The 11,391-nt window shown below is 65.1% G+C and carries 15 protein-coding genes; 7 read left to right on the top strand and 8 right to left on the bottom strand.

The window, feature by feature from the left end; translation table 11 throughout:
- Positions 1-17: 17 nt before the first annotated feature.
- Complete coding sequence (locus tag AAFL97_RS09865) at positions 18-683, top strand: energy-coupling factor ABC transporter permease (protein ID WP_341644749.1); 666 nt, start codon at positions 18-20, stop codon at positions 681-683.
- 29 nt (positions 684-712) lie between these two features.
- On the top strand, positions 713-2,509 hold the full coding sequence (locus tag AAFL97_RS09860) for an acyl-CoA dehydrogenase (protein WP_341644748.1): 1,797 nt from the start codon (positions 713-715) through the stop codon (positions 2,507-2,509).
- Positions 2,510-2,648: 139 nt separating this feature from the next.
- Here the strand turns inward: AAFL97_RS09860 and AAFL97_RS09855 are convergent, their stop codons facing one another.
- Genes AAFL97_RS09855 through ompR form a run of 7 tightly spaced genes read right to left on the bottom strand, consistent with a single transcriptional unit; the run spans position 2,649 to position 7,311 of the window.
- Positions 2,649-3,431, bottom strand: a complete 783-nt coding sequence (locus AAFL97_RS09855) for a peptidylprolyl isomerase (RefSeq protein ID WP_341644747.1) — start codon at positions 3,429-3,431, stop codon at positions 2,649-2,651.
- 10 nt (positions 3,432-3,441) lie between these two features.
- Positions 3,442-3,732 (bottom strand): BolA family protein, encoded by a 291-nt coding sequence (locus tag AAFL97_RS09850; RefSeq protein WP_341644746.1) that lies wholly within the window; start codon positions 3,730-3,732, stop codon positions 3,442-3,444.
- On the bottom strand, positions 3,729-4,028 hold the full coding sequence (locus AAFL97_RS09845; RefSeq protein ID WP_263459641.1) for a YciI family protein: 300 nt from the start codon (positions 4,026-4,028) through the stop codon (positions 3,729-3,731). The genes AAFL97_RS09850 and AAFL97_RS09845 overlap by 4 nt, the downstream gene beginning before the upstream one ends.
- Positions 4,028-4,636 (bottom strand): septation protein A, encoded by a 609-nt coding sequence (locus tag AAFL97_RS09840; RefSeq protein WP_341644745.1) that lies wholly within the window; start codon positions 4,634-4,636, stop codon positions 4,028-4,030. Before AAFL97_RS09840 ends, AAFL97_RS09845 begins: the two co-directional genes overlap by 1 nt.
- A 24-nt stretch (positions 4,637-4,660) precedes the next feature.
- Entirely contained in the window at positions 4,661-5,122 is a 462-nt protein-coding gene (locus tag AAFL97_RS09835) for a group II truncated hemoglobin (RefSeq protein ID WP_341644744.1), read from the bottom strand.
- The gene (locus AAFL97_RS09830; RefSeq protein WP_341644743.1) at positions 5,112-6,545 is read right to left on the bottom strand and encodes an ATP-binding protein; all 1,434 of its coding nucleotides are present in this window, start codon (positions 6,543-6,545) and stop codon (positions 5,112-5,114) included. The genes AAFL97_RS09835 and AAFL97_RS09830 overlap by 11 nt, the downstream gene beginning before the upstream one ends.
- 7 nt (positions 6,546-6,552) lie before the next feature.
- On the bottom strand, positions 6,553-7,311 hold the full coding sequence (gene ompR / locus AAFL97_RS09825; protein WP_068637850.1) for an osmolarity response regulator transcription factor OmpR: 759 nt from the start codon (positions 7,309-7,311) through the stop codon (positions 6,553-6,555).
- Positions 7,312-7,512: 201 nt separating this feature from the next.
- On the opposite strand from ompR, the gene AAFL97_RS09820 reads away from it, so the two are divergent.
- The 5 genes from AAFL97_RS09820 to AAFL97_RS09800 are packed head-to-tail and all read left to right on the top strand — an operon-like array spanning position 7,513 to position 9,952.
- A complete protein-coding gene (locus AAFL97_RS09820) occupies positions 7,513-7,878 on the top strand; it encodes a hypothetical protein (RefSeq protein ID WP_341644742.1) in 366 nt (121 codons plus the stop codon).
- 34 nt (positions 7,879-7,912) lie between these two features.
- Entirely contained in the window at positions 7,913-8,425 is a 513-nt protein-coding gene (tsaB, locus tag AAFL97_RS09815) for a tRNA (adenosine(37)-N6)-threonylcarbamoyltransferase complex dimerization subunit type 1 TsaB (RefSeq protein ID WP_341644741.1), read from the top strand.
- Between the two features lie 25 nt (positions 8,426-8,450).
- Positions 8,451-8,603 (top strand): hypothetical protein, encoded by a 153-nt coding sequence (locus AAFL97_RS09810; protein ID WP_341644740.1) that lies wholly within the window; start codon positions 8,451-8,453, stop codon positions 8,601-8,603.
- A 2-nt stretch (positions 8,604-8,605) separates the two neighbouring features.
- On the top strand, positions 8,606-9,055 hold the full coding sequence (gene rimI, locus AAFL97_RS09805) for a ribosomal protein S18-alanine N-acetyltransferase (protein ID WP_341644739.1): 450 nt from the start codon (positions 8,606-8,608) through the stop codon (positions 9,053-9,055).
- Between the two features lie 15 nt (positions 9,056-9,070).
- Positions 9,071-9,952 (top strand): uracil-DNA glycosylase, encoded by an 882-nt coding sequence (locus AAFL97_RS09800; protein WP_341644738.1) that lies wholly within the window; start codon positions 9,071-9,073, stop codon positions 9,950-9,952.
- A 36-nt stretch (positions 9,953-9,988) separates the two neighbouring features.
- On the opposite strand, the gene lplT is transcribed toward AAFL97_RS09800, so the two are convergent.
- The gene (gene lplT, locus AAFL97_RS09795; RefSeq protein ID WP_341644737.1) at positions 9,989-11,239 is read right to left on the bottom strand and encodes a lysophospholipid transporter LplT; all 1,251 of its coding nucleotides are present in this window, start codon (positions 11,237-11,239) and stop codon (positions 9,989-9,991) included.
- Positions 11,240-11,391: the final 152 nt, after the last annotated feature.

The raw sequence follows: 11,391 nt of genomic DNA, 5'->3' as shown, positions 1-11,391 counted from the left end.
CAACGGACAGCGTCGGCATGAACCTCGCAAGCTCGCTGTTTCCGGCGACCTGGCACTGGGTCATGCTGGCGCTGTCCGTGCTCATCCTGTCGAAGCTGTTGCTGCGTGCGCCGTGGCGGCGCCTGCAGAGCGGCTCGCAGCTCAATCTGCTGCTGGGCTTCATCGTCGGGCTGATGCTGCTGTGGAGCATGCGCGCGGGCGTGAAGCCCGGCCTGAACCTGCACATGCTCGGCGCGATGGCAGCGACCCTGATTCTCGGCCCCTGGCTGGGCTTGCTGGCGCTGGCGGGAGCTCTGACGGGAATCACCTTGAACGGGGCGGTGGAGTGGAGCGCATGGCCGATCAACTTCATCCTGATGGCGGCCATCCCGGTGGCCGTCGCGCACCTGCTCCAGCGCGCCATAGAGCGCTGGCTGCCGGCTCATTTCTTCGTCTTCATCTTCGTCACCGGCTTTGCCGGGGCTGCACTGACCGTCATGCTCCAGGGCCTGACCGCGTCGGCGGCGCTGGCCGCGGCAGGCGCCTATCCCGCCGATTACCTGCTGACGGAATACCTGCCCTATTTCCTGCTCCTCGGCTTTGCCGAGGCCTGGATCAACGGTGCGATCGTGACTTTGCTGGTGGTTTACCGGCCGGACTGGGTAGCCGGCTTCGATGACAATCGCTACCTGATCAACAAGTGATTCCAACAAACTGAGGAGATATCGAATCCATGAGCAATTACAACGCCCCGATTCGCGACATGCAGTTCGTGATGCGTGAGCTGGCCGGTCTCGACGAAGTCGCGCAGTTGCCTGGTAACGAAGAAGTCTCGGTCGACCTGGTCGATGCCATCCTCGAAGAAGCCGACAAGTTCGCCAGCGGCGTGCTCGCGCCGCTGAACCGGATCGGCGACCAGGAAGGGGCCAAGTGGAAGGACACCGAAGTACATACCGTGCCGGGCTGGAAACACGCCTACGACCAGTTCCGTGCATCCGGCTGGACGGCGATCGCCTGCGATCCCCGGTATGGCGGCCAGGGCCTGCCCAAGCTGCTGTCCACCGCCGTGATGGAAATGTGGAAGTCGGCCAACATGGCCTTTTCGCTGTGTCCGATGCTGACCACCGGCGCCATCGAGGCGCTGATGCTGCGCGGCACCGACGAGCAGAAGGACATGTACCTGCCGAAGATGGTCTCCGGCGAATGGACCGGCACCATGAACCTGACCGAACCCCTGGCGGGCTCGGATCTGGCTGCGGTGCGCACGAAGGCCGAGCCGCAGGGTGATGGCACCTACAAGATCTTCGGCCAGAAGATCTTCATCACCTACGGCGAGCACGACATGACCGACAACATCATCCATCTGGTGCTCGCCCGCCTGCCGGACGCGCCCGAAGGGGTGAAAGGCATTTCGCTGTTCGTCGTGCCGAAGTTCCTGGTCAATGCCGATGGCAGCCTCGGTGCGCGCAACGACGTGCATTGCGTGTCGATCGAACACAAGCTCGGCATCCATGCCAGCCCGACCGCGGTGCTCGCCTTCGGCGACAAGGGCGGGGCGATCGGCACCCTGGTGGGCGAACCGAACCGCGGCCTGGAGTACATGTTCATCATGATGAACGAGGCCCGCTTCGCCGTCGGCATGGAAGGCCTGGCCTTGTCCGAGCGCGCCTACCAGCATGCCCTGCAATATGCCAAGGACCGCATCCAGGGGACCGAGGCGGGTGTCCGCGGCGGCCCCAAGGTCAGCATCATTCACCATGCGGACGTCCGCCGCCTGCTGATGAACATGAAGAGCAAGACCGAGGCCATGCGTGCGCTGGCCTATGTGGTCGCCGCTGCCACCGACAAGGCCCACCACCATCCGGATGAAGCGGTCCGGGCGCTGAATCAGGCTTTCGTCGATCTGATGATCCCCGTCGTCAAGGGCTGGAGCACCGAGAACTCGATCGACGTCGCTTCGGACGGCGTGCAGGTTCACGGCGGCATGGGCTTCATCGAGGAAACCGGCGCCGCCCAGCACCTTCGCGATGCCCGCATCACGACGATCTACGAAGGTACGACCGCAATCCAGGCCAATGACCTGATCGGCCGCAAGATCGCGCGCGAGAACGGCGCCACCATCGCCGCGCTGATCAAGGTGATGCGCGGAGTCGAAGCCGAACTGTCCGCCGCCGGCGATGATGCCCTCGCCGCCATTGCCAGGCCGCTCGGTACCGGCATCACTGCGGTGGAGGAGGCGGTCGCCTACATCCTGGCCACTTACGGCAAGGACGTGAAGGCTGCGTCGGTGGGCTCGGTTCCCTTCCTGAAGCTGCTGGGCATCGTCGCCGGCGGCTGGCAGATGGGCCGTGCGGCGCTGGTGGCCAAGCGCAGGCTCGAAGCAGGCGAGAGCGAATCCGGCTTCTACCGGACCAAGATCGTCACCGCGCGCTTTTACGCCGATCACGTGCTGGCACAGGCGCCAGGCCTGGCCTACACCATCGTCAATGGTGCGGCGGCTGCACTCGAGCTGGCGGAAGAGCAGTTCTGAGCGGCGGGCAGGCCTTTCCCGCGAGGAGAGGCCGCCTTTTCACCGCAGCAGCCAAACGAAAGAGAGGCTGGATCACAACGATCCAGCCTCTCTTTTCGTTTTCGCAGGCAGGCCGAAGCCCGCCATGCGGGCAGGCGGATTATTCCACCTTGGCCTTGCTGCGCAGATCGAGCACGTGCTTCTCGATCTTCTGCTGCTGCAGGCGCTGCTGCAGCTGCGGCTTGACCTCGTCGAGCGGGGGAGCCTGCGTCGTGCGCACGTCGTCGAGCTGGATGACGTGATAGCCGAAATCGCTCTTCACCGGCGTGGGGGTGAACTTGCCTTTCTCGAGCTTGACCATGGCCTCGGAGAAAGGCTGGACGAACATCGCCGGGTTGCTCCAGCCCAGGTCGCCGCCGCGGTCCTTGGAGCCGGGGTCGCGCGATTCCTTGGCCACTTCCTCGAAAGGCGTGCCCGACTGCAGTTTGGCGATGATCGCCTTGGCTTCGTTCTCGGTCTCGACCAGCACATGGCGGGGCTTGTATTCCTTGTCGCCCATGCGGCTCTTGATCGCGTCGTATTCCTGCTGGATCTCGGCGTCGGTGACCGGGTTCTTCTGGACGAAGTCCTGCAGGTAGGCGCGGATCAGGATGGCCTGCTTGGCCAGTTCCATCTGGGTCTGAACTTCGGATTTCTTGGCAAGCCCTTGGTTGCTTGCCTCCTGGCTCAGGACTTCACGGCGGACGAGTTCCTCGCGCACCGCGTCCTGCAGCTGGGAGCTGTCCTGCGCACCCTGGGCGCGTTGTTCGGCAAGCATCGCTTCCGCGCGCTCGGCCGGGATGGCGACGCCGTTGACCTTGGCTACCGGGGCGGCCGCAGCGGCGGGAAAGGCGAGAAAACCAGCCAGCATGGCGATGGCGAGGCGGCTCGGGAAGCGTTTCATCGGTATTCCTTCAGGGGTGGGTTGCTTGGGTGGCCTCGTCGGCCGTCATTGCCTTGATGGCGAGCGCGTGAATGTCCTTTTTCATCATGTCGCCCAGGGCTTCGTAAATCATGCGATGGCGAGCGACCGTGCCGTGCCCGGCGAAGGCACTGGCGACGATGCGCAGGCCATAGTGGCCACCGCCGCTGCGTGCGCCTGCATGGCCGGCATGCAGGGCGCTGTCGTCGCGGACCTCGATCTCGTCGGGCGCAAAGGCCTCGCTCAGGCGCAGCCTGATCCGCTCGGCCGCCTCGGCGCTCATGGCAGGACCTTGCGGAAGGGGCGCACGCTGGTTTTCGCGAAGACGCCTTCGCGCACGTAGGCGTCCTCGGCCAGCCATTTTTCCGCGCTGGCCAGCGAGTCGAATTCGGCGACGACGAGACTGCCGGCAAAGCCTGCCGGCCCCGGGTCGGGCGAATCGATCGCAGGCATGGGGCCGGCGAGCAGCAGGCGGCCTTCGTCCTTCAGTGCCTGAAGGCGGGCCAGGTGTTCGGGGCGTACCGCCATGCGCCGCTCCAGCGTACCGGGCGCGTCTTCTCCGATCAGGGCGTAGAACATCAGTTTTTTTCCTCTTCGATATGGCGCGAAAGATAGAAGCCCTGGCCGAGCACGAAGGCAAGCATCAGGCCCATTCCACCGAACAGCTTGAAGTTGACCCAGGCTTCCTCGCTGAAGCTGTAGGCGACGTAGAGATTGAGCAGGCCCATGCCGACGAAGAAGCCCGCCCAGGCCAGGTTCAGGCGTGTCCAGACCTCGTCGGGCAACTGTATCTGCGCCTCCAGCATCTTGCGGATCAGGTTGCGCTTGAACAGCGTCGCCGAACCGATCAGCACGGCGCCGAACAGCCAGTAGAGCGCGGTCGGCTTCCACTTGATGAAAGTGGGGTTGTGGAAGAACAGGGTTGCGCCGCCGAACACGACGATGATCGCCAGGCTGACCCAGAGCATGGTGTCGACCTTGCGATGCTTGCCCCAGACGATGGCGATCTGCGCGAAGGTGGCGACGATCGCGACCGCGGTGGCGATCAGGATCGGCGCCTGTGCGACGTCGATGCCGTCTCCCAGCCATTGGGCCGCAAACGCATGGGAGGTTTCGGGCTGGGCACCGGCAAGTTTGTAGGCGGCGAAGAAGAGGATGACCGGAAGGAGGTCGAAGAGAAATTTCATGCGGTCGAATTATAGCGATAGTGTTCAAGCCTGCCCGTTGCCAAGCGTGTCAAGCGTCACGGCGGCACTTGTGGCTTCGTTTTCCGCCCGGTTGCGCATGTGGTTCGCGAGCGACGAAAACGCGCTGAGCAGGCTGGCGCGCAATGCGCCGTCGGCGACCTGCTCCTCGAGCGCCTGGCGCATGCAGAGCATCCATTCATCGCGCTCCCGGATGCCGATCGAGAACGGCAGATGCCGGGCCCGCAGGAAAGGATGGCCGTAGCGCTCGACGTAGAGGTTCGGCCCGCCGAGCCAGCCGGACAGGAACAGGAAAAGCTTTTCTTCCGAGCCCGAGAGGTCCTCGGCATGCATCCGGCGCACCGTCCAGGCTTCGGGCAGCGTGTCCATGAGTCCATAGAAGCGCCGGACCAGTTTGCGGACGGCGGCTTCGCCGCCCAGGCGCTCGTATGGCGTGGCGTTCGGCGGCAGGGCGGTATCAGTGGGCATGGGAGAAACTGTCATCCTGTGAACTCTGCATTCTAGCGCGCCCGCTCGGGTTTCCATCTGCCGGCAGGCACAGGATCGCTCTGAGGCCGCCGCCTTCGCGCGGCAGCAGATCCAGCCGGCCGCCATGGGAGCGCATCACCCGCTCGACGATCGCCAGCCCCAGGCCTGCTCCCTTGGTATTGCTCCTGGCCTTTTCGAGCCGGGTGAAGGGATGGCGCATGCGCTCGACTTCGTCTTCGGGAATCCCCGGGCCCCGGTCGGCCACTTCGACACAGACGAAACCGTCGTGCGGCCCGACCACGACGTCGAGCCGCTTGTCCTCTCCCGCATAGCGCAGGGCGTTGTCGATCAGGTTGGCGAGCGCCCGGCGCAGGGACAGGGCGCGGGCGTTGCATGTCAGGATTTCCGGCGTATCGAGCTGGAGATCGATTCCCCTCAAGCGGTAAGGCTCGGTAATTTCGCGCACCAATTGCACGACATCCACCGCTTGTGCGGGCTCCTGCGGCACGCCGCGGCCGAAGTCGAGGAACTGGCCGATGATCCGGTCCATCTCCTCGATATCCGACACCATCGCCGTGACCTCGCTGTCCGGCGCCCCCGACATCTCGACTCCCAGGCGCAGGCGCGCCAGCGGCGTGCGCAGGTCGTGGGACACGCCTGCCAGGATCAGCGCGCGATCCGCATCGGTGCGGGCGAGGTCGCCCGTCATCTGATTGAAGGCGTGGGCGACCACGGCGATTTCATGCGGACCGGACTCATCCAGCGGCGGCGGTGTCTGGCCGCTGCCGACCAGCCGGGCTGCGCGCGCCACCTGGCGCAGCGGCCTGCCCATCCACGAAGCGATCAGGTAGGCGCCGAGCATCGCGGCAAAGAGCGCACCGAGCCCCCAGACGAGCCAGTCGAAGGTGTCGGGGCTTTCGATCCGCTCGCCGGGCAGCATGACCCAGTATTCGTTGTGCTGATCGTCCGGGTCGAGCCGGAAGCTCACCCAGAAGCCATCGAGCGTCTTCCAGCGCGAAGCGAAGCGCGTGTGGCTTCCCAGCTGCCGGCGCACGTCGCTGGTGAGCAGGCGGTTCGGCCGCGTATCGGCCAGGGGTTCGACCTCGTCGGACGCTTCCGCCGGGTAGATGCGGATGCCTTCGAGCGCGGCAAGCTCGATCAGCAGATCGGTCCTGCGTCCCGCATCGGCATTGGTCAGTGCGGTGCGAGTCAGGTTTACGACCGAAACCACCATCTGCGCCACGTCGCGCGACCGGGCCGGCTCCTGGAAATAGCTGAAGATCTGGGACCAGGCGCCGAGCGCCAGGATCAGCAGCAAGGCGACGAGCAGGAAAGTCTGCCAGAGCAGGGTGCCGGGCAGACAGGCCTGCAGCAGGCGTGTCACCGAGCGCGGCCGGCGACCGGGGTGCAGCTTGGCGGACATGCCGCGCTTACTCGCTGGCGGCTGCCTTGCCTTCACCCGATTCGTTCTTGACGTCCTCCGGCACGAACACGTAGCCGAAACCCCAGACCGTCTGGATGAAGCGGGGCTTGGCCGGGTCTTCCTCGACGAGCTTGCGCAGGCGGGAGATCTGCACGTCGATGGCCCGGTCGAAGACCCCGTATTCGCGCCCTCTGGCCAGTTCCATCAGCTTGTCCCGCGACAAGGGCTGGCGCGGATGCTGCAGCAGCACCTTGAGCAGCGAGAATTCGCCGGTGGTCAGCTGGATCTCCTCGCCGTTGCGCTCGAGCAGGCGGGTGCCCAGATTGACGCTGACGTTGCCGAAAGCGACGATTTCATCCTCGGCGGTCGGTGCGCCGGGCAGGGTGTGCGGCTGCCGCCGCATCACGGCCTGGATGCGGGCGACGAGTTCGCGCGGATTGAACGGCTTGGCGATGTAGTCGTCGGCCCCCATCTCGAGCCCGACGATGCGATCCACGTCATCGCCTTTGGCGGTGAGCATGATGATCGGCAGATTGTTTTCTGCCGCACGCAGCCGGCGGCAGATGGCCAGTCCGTCCTCGCCGGGCAGCATCAGGTCGAGCACCATCAGGTCGAAGTGCTCGCGATGCAATGCACGATCCATCATCGGCGCGTCGCTCACGGCCTTGACCGCGAAACCTTGCTCCTGAAGATAGCGGGACAGCAGTTCACGCAGACGAGCGTCGTCGTCCACCAACAGTACGCGATAGCGGGTTTTCAGGTTCATGGAGCCAATCCTATCCTTCAAAACGCGAGCTTGCCAGTACCGGGGAAAGGCCGGTGCCGGCGGCCCGGTAACGCTTCGTAAGAGCGTGGCAAACAGGCAACACCGTTTTACAAAGCATCATCGGTACCGGCGCACAGGACTGTCACGCGACGCGGATTTACCGTATGTTCGGTTCACGATCGACGCGCAGTGCCTCACCCGATGACACCGACTTCCGCCTCCTCTGGTCCGTTCTACCGGTCTTCCGCCTCGCCGCATCATGGCCGATGCGTGATGGCCTGTGTGTTGTCGGTCTGTCTGCTCACCGCCGCCGGTATCGCCGAGGCGCGTACGCGCGGCGAGGATTCCGGACTGCCGAGCGGTCCGGTACCCATGCGCGAGGGGCTGCGCCACGAGGGCTTGCGCAACCATCTGCTGACCAGTTCCCACGAGCTTGGTGGCAAAGCCTCCGAACCCCGCCGTCTGAACGTGGAAGAGCGCAACGCTCTCCACCGCGATCTGCGCGATGCCATGCGCGGCGCCTATCCGGAACAGCCCGGCCCTTCCAGAAAGAAGAAGTCGCACTGAATCCCATGGTCCGAGCCGGTAGAATACCGGCACCATGAAAATCCTCGCACTCGAAGCTTCATCCGAACTGGCCAGCGTTGCGCTTCTCGTCGATGGTGCCATTGCCGCCCGCCGAATCGAAGGCGCATCACGGCATTCGGCGTCGGTGCTGAACCAGGCGCACGAGTTGCTGGCCGACGCCGGACTTGCCGTCTCCGCGCTCGATGCCGTCGCCTTCGGTGCCGGGCCGGGCGCTTTCACCGGGCTGAGGCTGGCCTGCGGCGTGGCTCAGGGGCTTGCCCTGGGAGCCGATCTGGGGATTGCCGCCATCGGCAGCCTCGATGCCATCGCACTGCAGACGGGGGCTGAAAGGGTGTTCGTGGCAACGGATGCGCGCATGGGAGAGGTCTATTGCGCCGCTTTCGAGACCGGCAAGGATGCGGTACGGGCGATCTCCCCCATTCGCTGCCTGGCGCCCGAGGATGTCGAGCTGCCTCCCGGATGCTGGGCGGCAGCGGGTTCCGCCTTCCGGGTCTGGCCCGATGCCCTGTATACGCGTTTCCAGTGACCGGCTTCCGGTCTGCCTGGATGGCTTGACTGCCCGGGCGGACGAAGTGGCACGGCTGGCAGCAGGATCGGCGGCGCGTGGCGACCTGGTATCGCCCGAAGCCGCGGCGCCGCTCTACATCCGCGACAAGGTGGCCCTGACCACGGCCGAACGCTTGGCGCGCGGCGGCAGGGCCTGAGCATGACGGGTCGTTGCGAATTCGTGCCGATGCAGGCGGAGCATCTCGACTGGATCGAAGCTCACGAGGCTTCGCTGCATGCGTTTCCCTGGAGCCGCGGCAACTTTCTCGATTCGCTGGCGGCGGGACACGGCGCATGGATCATGAAGGAGGAGGGCTGCATGCTTGCCTACGCCATCGTGCTCGCCGTTGTCGACGAAGCCCATCTGCTCAACATCAGCGTCATCCGCAGTGCCCAGCGGCGTGGACTCGGGCGCTTCTTCCTCGAATGGCTGCACGGCGACGCACGCAGCAGGGGGGCGACACAGTTCTTCCTGGAAGTGCGCCCGTCCAACGTCGCCGCCCTGTCGCTGTACCAGGCATTGGGCTACGAGCAGATCGGCCTGCGCAAAGGCTACTATGCCGCTGAGGGCGGCCGCGAGGACGCCGTCGTGATGCGGCGGGAGCTCTGACGAATGGCGGCACCCATGCGCAGGCCAAGCTCCCGGCGTGATGCGATCATCCGCGAGATGGGTTTGGGCCCGGTCTGGCGATTGCGGTCGGCAGGCGGGGAAGCCGACGATCAAAGCACTGCGGTGGCGGAAATGCCATCGCCGGCCGCGCCGCCGGTGGATGCGGCAGCCAACCCGCCATCCGCTCCCATGCGTTCGGCGCCGGCAGGCGGCGATGCGGCCTGGCACCGGGAACGCGCCCCTCGAACGGAAATCGCGCATTCGGGCTCCGCGACGCGCGCCGAACCCGTGCGGCCTGCTGCCGGCATGCCCGACCCCGGACGCTTGGAGCGCATCGCCGCGCTCGAATGGGACGCGCTGGAAGCCGACATACGCAATTGCCGGGCGTGTGTCCTGTGCGAGCAGCGCAAGCAGGCTGTGCCTGGCGTCGGCGACCGCGAGGCCGACTGGATGCTGGTGGGCGAGGGGCCGGGACGTGAGGAGGATCAGCGCGGCGAGCCTTTCGTCGGCCAGGCGGGCCGCCTGCTGGACAACATGCTTGCCGCGCTCGCGCTGCAACGCGGTGCCAATGTGTACATCGCCAATGCGGTCAAGTGCCGTCCGCCGCACAATCGCACGCCCGAAGCGGCGGAAATCGGCTCCTGCCTGCCTTATCTCGAGCGCCAGATCGAACTGGTCAAGCCCCGTCTGCTGCTCGCGCTGGGCCGCCCTGCGGCCCAGGCGCTGCTGAATACCGAAATCAGCATTTCCAGGGCGAGAGGCCGCATCTTCGACTACAAGGGCATTCCGGTGGTGGTCAGCTACCACCCAGCCTATCTGCTGCGCAATCCGCAGGACAAGGGCAAGGCCTGGGCCGATCTGTGCTTTGCCCGCAAAGTGATGCAGCAGGGAGGCTGAGCGGGCGGCAGGCCTGTGGCAGCGCCGCCGTGCCGTTCAATGGCTGCGGTCTTCGAGCAGGGCGGCGCTGTCGAATTCGCGCTGATTGGCTTCGTGGCGAAGCTTGACCAGCAGCATCGTGCCGGCGACGAACAGCCCGAACAGCACGATCACGGTATTGATCGACAGCCCCAGCATGATCAGCAGGGCGTAGGTGCCGGTCATGACCAGGATGGACAGGTTCTCGTTGAAGTTCTGTACCGCGATCGAATGGCCGGCGCCCATCAGGATATGGCCGCGATGCTGCAGCAGCGCATTCATCGGCACGACGAAGAAGCCGGCCAGCGCGCCGACCGTGACCATCAGCAGCATCGCCGCGCTGGTGCTGTTGACGAAGATCATCGAGATCACGCCGACTCCCATGGCGATGCCCAGCGGAATCACTCTGACGGATTTGCGCAGCGTCACGTAACGCGCGGCGACGATGGAGCCTGCCGCAACGCCCAGCGCGACGACGCCCTGCATCATCGATGCCTGGGACAGGCTCATGCCGAGATTGTGCTCGGCCCACTTGATCACGATGAACTGCAAGGTCGCGCCCGCGCCCCAGAACAAGGTGGTGACGGCCAGAGAGATCTGTCCGAGCTTGTCGCGCCACAGCAGGCGCAGACAGTGGTTGAAGTCGTGCAGCAGGTAAAGCGGGTTGCTCTTGAGCGGCTTGTGGTCGACGCCGGTATCGGGGATGTAGAGATTGAAGATGGCCGCAACCAGGTAAAGCGAGCCGATGACGAGCACGGCCGCCTCGAAAGGCGTATCGACGAAGGGCAGGCCGAGCCCCATCAAGCCGTCGGCGACGCCGTCGAGGATCATGAAGCCGCCCATCACGGTGCCGATGATGATCGCGCCGACGGTCAGGCCTTCGATCCAGCCATTGGCCACGACCAGCAGGCGGTGGGGCAGGTACTCGGTCAGGATGCCGTACTTGGCGGGGGAGTAGGCTGCCGCGCCCAGCCCGATCACCGCGTAGGCGAACAGGGGATGGGCGCCGAGGAACAGCATCAGACAGCCGCCGATCTTGATCGTGTTGCTGATCAGCATCACCCGCCACTTGGGCATGGAGTCGGCAAAGGCGCCGACGAAGGCCGCGAGTGCGACGTAGGAGACCGTGAAGAACAGCTTCAGGAGGGGCTCGTATTCCGACGGTGCAGCCATGTCCCGCAACAGGGCAATCGCGACGATGAGCAGGGCATTGTCCGCGAGCGCAGAGAAGAACTGCGCTGCCATGATGATGTAGAAGCCAAGCGGCATCGTGAATGTACCGGGCACCTGTGGTCGGGAAGCGCGGTTTATAACACGGATGGACGCTTGCCTGGGCCGCTGGAGGCGATCCTGCCCCATCGAGGGCACAGGATATCTGTCCAATGTGGAGCGGTTTGTGATCTAATCCACTTAATAAATCA

It is taken from the genome of Thauera sp. SDU_THAU2 (assembly GCF_038260575.1).
Classification (GTDB): domain Bacteria; phylum Pseudomonadota; class Gammaproteobacteria; order Burkholderiales; family Rhodocyclaceae; genus Thauera.
Note: the sequence above shows the minus strand (reverse complement) of the source record. Positions and strands in the feature narration are given on the sequence as shown.

Excerpts from the sequence above, each read along its gene's own strand:
- AAFL97_RS09865 (WP_341644749.1), top strand. The coding sequence starts at position 18 with ATGAACCTCGCAAGCTCGCTGTTTCCGGCGACCTGGCACTGGGTCATG.
- AAFL97_RS09860 (WP_341644748.1), top strand. The coding sequence starts at position 713 with ATGAGCAATTACAACGCCCCGATTCGCGACATGCAGTTCGTGATGCGT.
- AAFL97_RS09855 (WP_341644747.1), bottom strand. The coding sequence starts at position 3,431 with ATGAAACGCTTCCCGAGCCGCCTCGCCATCGCCATGCTGGCTGGTTTT.
- AAFL97_RS09850 (WP_341644746.1), bottom strand. The coding sequence starts at position 3,732 with ATGAGCGCCGAGGCGGCCGAGCGGATCAGGCTGCGCCTGAGCGAGGCC.
- AAFL97_RS09845 (WP_263459641.1), bottom strand. The coding sequence starts at position 4,028 with ATGTTCTACGCCCTGATCGGAGAAGACGCGCCCGGTACGCTGGAGCGG.
- AAFL97_RS09840 (WP_341644745.1), bottom strand. The coding sequence starts at position 4,636 with ATGAAATTTCTCTTCGACCTCCTTCCGGTCATCCTCTTCTTCGCCGCC.
- AAFL97_RS09835 (WP_341644744.1), bottom strand. The coding sequence starts at position 5,122 with ATGCCCACTGATACCGCCCTGCCGCCGAACGCCACGCCATACGAGCGC.
- AAFL97_RS09830 (WP_341644743.1), bottom strand. The coding sequence starts at position 6,545 with ATGTCCGCCAAGCTGCACCCCGGTCGCCGGCCGCGCTCGGTGACACGC.
- ompR (WP_068637850.1), bottom strand. The coding sequence starts at position 7,311 with ATGAACCTGAAAACCCGCTATCGCGTACTGTTGGTGGACGACGACGCT.
- AAFL97_RS09820 (WP_341644742.1), top strand. The coding sequence starts at position 7,513 with ATGACACCGACTTCCGCCTCCTCTGGTCCGTTCTACCGGTCTTCCGCC.
- tsaB (WP_341644741.1), top strand. The coding sequence starts at position 7,913 with ATGAAAATCCTCGCACTCGAAGCTTCATCCGAACTGGCCAGCGTTGCG.
- rimI (WP_341644739.1), top strand. The coding sequence starts at position 8,606 with ATGACGGGTCGTTGCGAATTCGTGCCGATGCAGGCGGAGCATCTCGAC.
- AAFL97_RS09800 (WP_341644738.1), top strand. The coding sequence starts at position 9,071 with ATGCGCAGGCCAAGCTCCCGGCGTGATGCGATCATCCGCGAGATGGGT.
- lplT (WP_341644737.1), bottom strand. The coding sequence starts at position 11,239 with ATGCCGCTTGGCTTCTACATCATCATGGCAGCGCAGTTCTTCTCTGCG.